Source organism: Roseateles sp. P5_B10, assembly GCF_056400485.1.
Map to the genome: position 1 here is coordinate 1 of NZ_JBFULE010000484.1, position 4,036 is coordinate 4,036.

General features: G+C 67.9%; 4 protein-coding genes. 3 read left to right on the plus strand and 1 reads right to left on the minus strand.

The features are described 5' to 3' along the window. Positions 1-1,530: dihydroxy-acid dehydratase (gene ilvD / locus AC1DU6_RS22355; RefSeq protein WP_477859696.1), on the minus strand; the 1,530-nt coding region annotated here is incomplete at its 3' end. A gap of 91 nt (positions 1,531-1,621) precedes the next feature. Here ilvD and AC1DU6_RS22360 point away from each other — a divergent pair. The 3 genes from AC1DU6_RS22360 to lgt form a co-directional block, all read left to right on the plus strand. Continuing rightward, a complete protein-coding gene (locus AC1DU6_RS22360; RefSeq protein WP_457325622.1) occupies positions 1,622-2,476 on the plus strand; it encodes a LysR family transcriptional regulator in 855 nt (284 codons plus the stop codon). A 74-nt stretch (positions 2,477-2,550) separates the two neighbouring features. Continuing rightward, entirely contained in the window at positions 2,551-3,522 is a 972-nt protein-coding gene (locus tag AC1DU6_RS22365; RefSeq protein WP_457325623.1) for a tetratricopeptide repeat protein, read from the plus strand. Between the two features lie 56 nt (positions 3,523-3,578). Continuing rightward, the coding region (lgt, locus tag AC1DU6_RS22370) for a prolipoprotein diacylglyceryl transferase (protein ID WP_477859699.1) at positions 3,579-4,036 on the plus strand (458 nt) is incomplete at its 3' end.

Sequence of the window (4,036 nt, forward strand, 5' to 3'; positions counted from 1 at the left end):
GTTGAGTTGATGGGCGTCGATGGTGATGGAGTCACCCTCCTGCACCAGCGCGATGACGCCGCCTTCATAGGCCTCCGGCGCCACGTGGCCGACCACCATGCCCCAGGTGCCCCCCGAGAAGCGGCCGTCGGTGATGAGGCCCACGCTCTCGCCCAGGCCCTGGCCGATCAGCGCGCCGGTGGGGGCCAGCATCTCCGGCATGCCGGGGCCGCCCTTGGGGCCGAGGTAGCGCAGCACCATGACGTCGCCGGCCACGATCTTGTTGGCCATGATGGCGGCCAGCGCGCTCTGTTCGTCATCGAAGACCCGCGCCGGGCCCGTCATCACGGGCGTCTTGAGGCCGGTGATCTTGGCCACGCAGCCTTCGGGCGAGAGATTGCCTCGCAGGATGGCCAGGTGGCCTTCGGCGTAGATGGGCTTGACGACGGGCTGGATGACGTCCTGGTCGGCGCTCAAGGCGGGAACGTCGGCCAGGTTCTCGGCCACGGTCTTGCCGGTGATGGTGATGCAGTCGCCGTGCAGCAGCCCGGCAGCCAGCAATTCCTTCATGACCGCTGGCACGCCGCCGGCCTTGTGCAGGTCCACGGCCAGGTATTTGCCGCTGGGCTTGAGGTTGCACAGCACCGGGATCTTCTTGCGCATGCGCTCGAAGTCGTCGATGGTCCAGTCCACCTCGGCCGCGTGGGCGATGGCCAGGAAGTGCAGCACCGCGTTGGTTGAACCGCCCGTGGCCATGATGACGGCGACGGCGTTCTCGATGGCCTTTTTGGTGACGATGTCGCGCGGCTTCAGGTCGGCCTTGACGGCCTCCACCAGGCAGTCGGCCGCCAGCTTGACGTTCTCGACCACCTCGTCCTCGACGTTGGACATGCTGGAGGAGTAGGGCAGGCTCATGCCCAGGGCCTCGAAGGCCGAGCTCATGGTGTTGGCCGTGTACATGCCGCCGCAGGAGCCGCTGCCGGGGATGGCGCGCTTCTCGATCTGGCAGAAATCTTCCTCGCTCATCTTGCCGGCGCTGAACTGGCCCACGGCCTCGAAGACGCTGACGATGTTGAGGTCCTGGCCCTTGTAGTGGCCGGGCTTGATGGTGCCGCCGTAGATGTAGATGGCCGGCACATTGGCGCGCAGCATGCCCATCATGCCGCCGGGCATGTTCTTGTCGCAGCCGCCGATGACCATCACGCCGTCCAGCCACTGGCCGCCCACGCAGGTCTCCACGCAGTCGGAGATGACCTCGCGCGACACCAGGCTGTACTTCATGCCCTCGGTGCCCATGGCCATGCCGTCGGAGATGGTCGGCGTGCCGAACAGCTGGGCGTTGGCGCCGGCGGCCTTGAGGCCGATGACGGCGGCGTCGGCGAGCTTTTGCAGGCCGGAGTTGCAGGGCGTGATGGTCGAGTGGCCGTTGGCGATGCCGATCATCGGCTTGCCGAAGTCGCTCTCCTGGTAGCCCATGCCGTAGTACATGGAACGGTTGGGCGCACGGGCAACGCCCTCGGTGATGTTCTTGCTACGGCGGTTGAAGCTCATGACGGTCTCCTGGAGAAGCCGGCAGTTTGGCGCGCCTGAGTTTGCTTTTCAAATATATTGTTCACTCTGAATTGATATGCGTGGTGAATCAATGATCGAACTGCGCCCCCTCCAGCAATTCCTCGCCGTGGCCGAGCTGCTGCACTTCGGCCGTGCCGCCGAGCGCCTGCACATGAGCCAGCCGCCGCTGACCCAGGCCGTGCGCAAGCTGGAGGTCCAGCTCGGCGTGCAGCTCTTCGAGCGCAGCAGCCGCAGCGTGCGACTGACGCCGGCGGGAGCGGCGCTGCAGGCGTCGGCGCGCAAGCTGCTGCTTGAGGCCGCAGCGCTGCCGGCCGAGGTGAGGGCGGTTGCCGACGGCCTGGCCGGCCGGTTGCGGCTGGCCTTTGTGTCGACGGTCGGCTTTGGCGGCCTGCCGCAATGGCTGCGCTCGTTTCGCGAGGCCTGCCCGCAGGTGGCCCTGGCGCTGCGCGAAGCGACGCTGGACGTGCAGCTGCGCGAGTTCGAGGCCGGCAGCATCGACGCCGGCTTCGTCATCCACACGCCGGGCGCCGCGCCGGCTGGCTTCCAGCGCCTGTCCATCGGCGTCGAGCCGCTGGTGCTGGCCCTGCCCAGCAGCGATGAAACACCCACAGACCTCCAATGCCGCGCGGCGCCGCTGGTGATCTTTCCGCGCGAGGTGGCGCCGTCGCTCTACGACGCCATCCTGGCCCACCACGGTGCGGCTGGCGTGGCCCAGGAGGCCATCCAGATGCAGACCATCGTCAACCTCGTGTCCGCCGCCATCGGCGTGGCCTGGGTGCCGGCCAGCCTGCAGGGCCTGCAACGGGCCGGCGTGACCTACCGGGCCTTGCCCGGTGCACCGCAGGTCGAGACCAGCCTGATCTGGCGCGCCGACGCGCCGCCCGTCGTCGCGCGCTTCGTCGAGCACGTGCGCACCCATGCCTGAAGTCATGCGTAAAAACCCGTGTCGCCGTGGATGCTGCTGCAACGTTAACGAATTCACACTCTGGAGACCCCTGCATGACCCTTCGCCTGCTCCCCCTCGCCCTGGCCCTGCTGGCCGGCGCCGCCCAGGCCGACCTGCTCAAGGACCCGCAATGGCAGGCGTGGCTGGATGCCGGCAAGACCGCCGACCTCGTGCGCGCCGCCAAAGCCAAGGGTGATGACGACCAGGCCGCTGTCGCTCTCGCCATGGCCGCCGTCGACGACAACGACGGTGCCCGGTTGGAGGCAGCCATCCCTGCCTTGCAAAACTGCTCAGAGAAGCGCCCGCAGGCCGTCTGCAGCTATGCCCTTGGGCGTGTCTACGGCCAGCAGGCCATGGCGGCCAGCGTCTTCAAGATGCCTGGCCTGGCGAGCAAGACCAAGGAGCAGTTCGCCAAGGCCGTCGAGCTCGATCCGGCGCTGTTCGAGGCACGCAGCGGCCTGACGCAGTTCTATCTGATGGCCCCGGGCTTTGCCGGCGGCAGCGTGCCCAAGGCCAAGGAGCTGGCCGCGGAGGCGCAGCCGCGCCAGCCCGAGCAGGCCAAGGTGCTGCGCGCCATGCTCGCCATGAACGACAAGGATTGGGCCGGCGCCGAGCGCGAGTTGGCCAGCGCCAAACCGGGCGACGACCGCACGGTGGTCCGCGAGCTGCGCGGCCAGTGGACGCGCCTGGGTTTCGAGTTCATGGAGCAGAAGAACCTGCCCAAGGCCCGCGGCATCTTCGAGGCCCTGCAGCGCGACTATCCCGGCCACGCCGCCGGCCCCTATGGCCTGGGCCGTGTGCTGACGGAGCAGGGCCAGCTCGATGAAGCCGTCAAGGCCTTCGAGCGCGCGCGGGCCCTGGAAGGTGCGGAGCGCATGCCCATCGACCATCGCCTGGGCCAGGCCCTGATCGCCAAGGGCGACAAGGCCGGTGCCAGGGCGGCGCTCGAGCGCTTCGTGCAGAACAAGCGCGCCAATCCGCGCAACGTCGACGAGGCGAAAAAGCTGCTGGCCGACCTGGCCTGACGGGGCGGGAGGAGGGCGCTGGCTATGATGCCGGCCGCTCTTCTTCCCATCGAGCCATGCTGGTTCATCCTCAGTTCGACCCCATCGCCGTCCACATCGGTTCCGGTGGCATCCATTGGTATGGCATCACCTACCTGATCGCCTTTGGCCTCTTCCTGTGGCTGGCTACGCTGCGCTCGCGCATGCCCCAGCATGCAGCCGTGGGCTGGACCAAGCGGGACGTGGACGACGTGCTGTTCTACGGCGTGCTGGGCGTCGTGCTGGGCGGACGGCTGGGGTACTGCTTCTTTTACAAGCCCGGTTACTACGTCCATCACCTGACCGAGATCATCCGGGTCTGGGATGGCGGCATGTCTTTCCACGGCGGCCTGCTCGGCGTGCTGCTGGGCCTGTACCTGTTCGGGCGCCGTCGCGGCCGCAGCTTCTTCGAGGTGTCAGACCTGATCGCGCCCTGCGTGCCGACCGGCATCATGGCCGTGCGCCTGGGCAACTTCGTCAATGGCGAGCTGTGGGG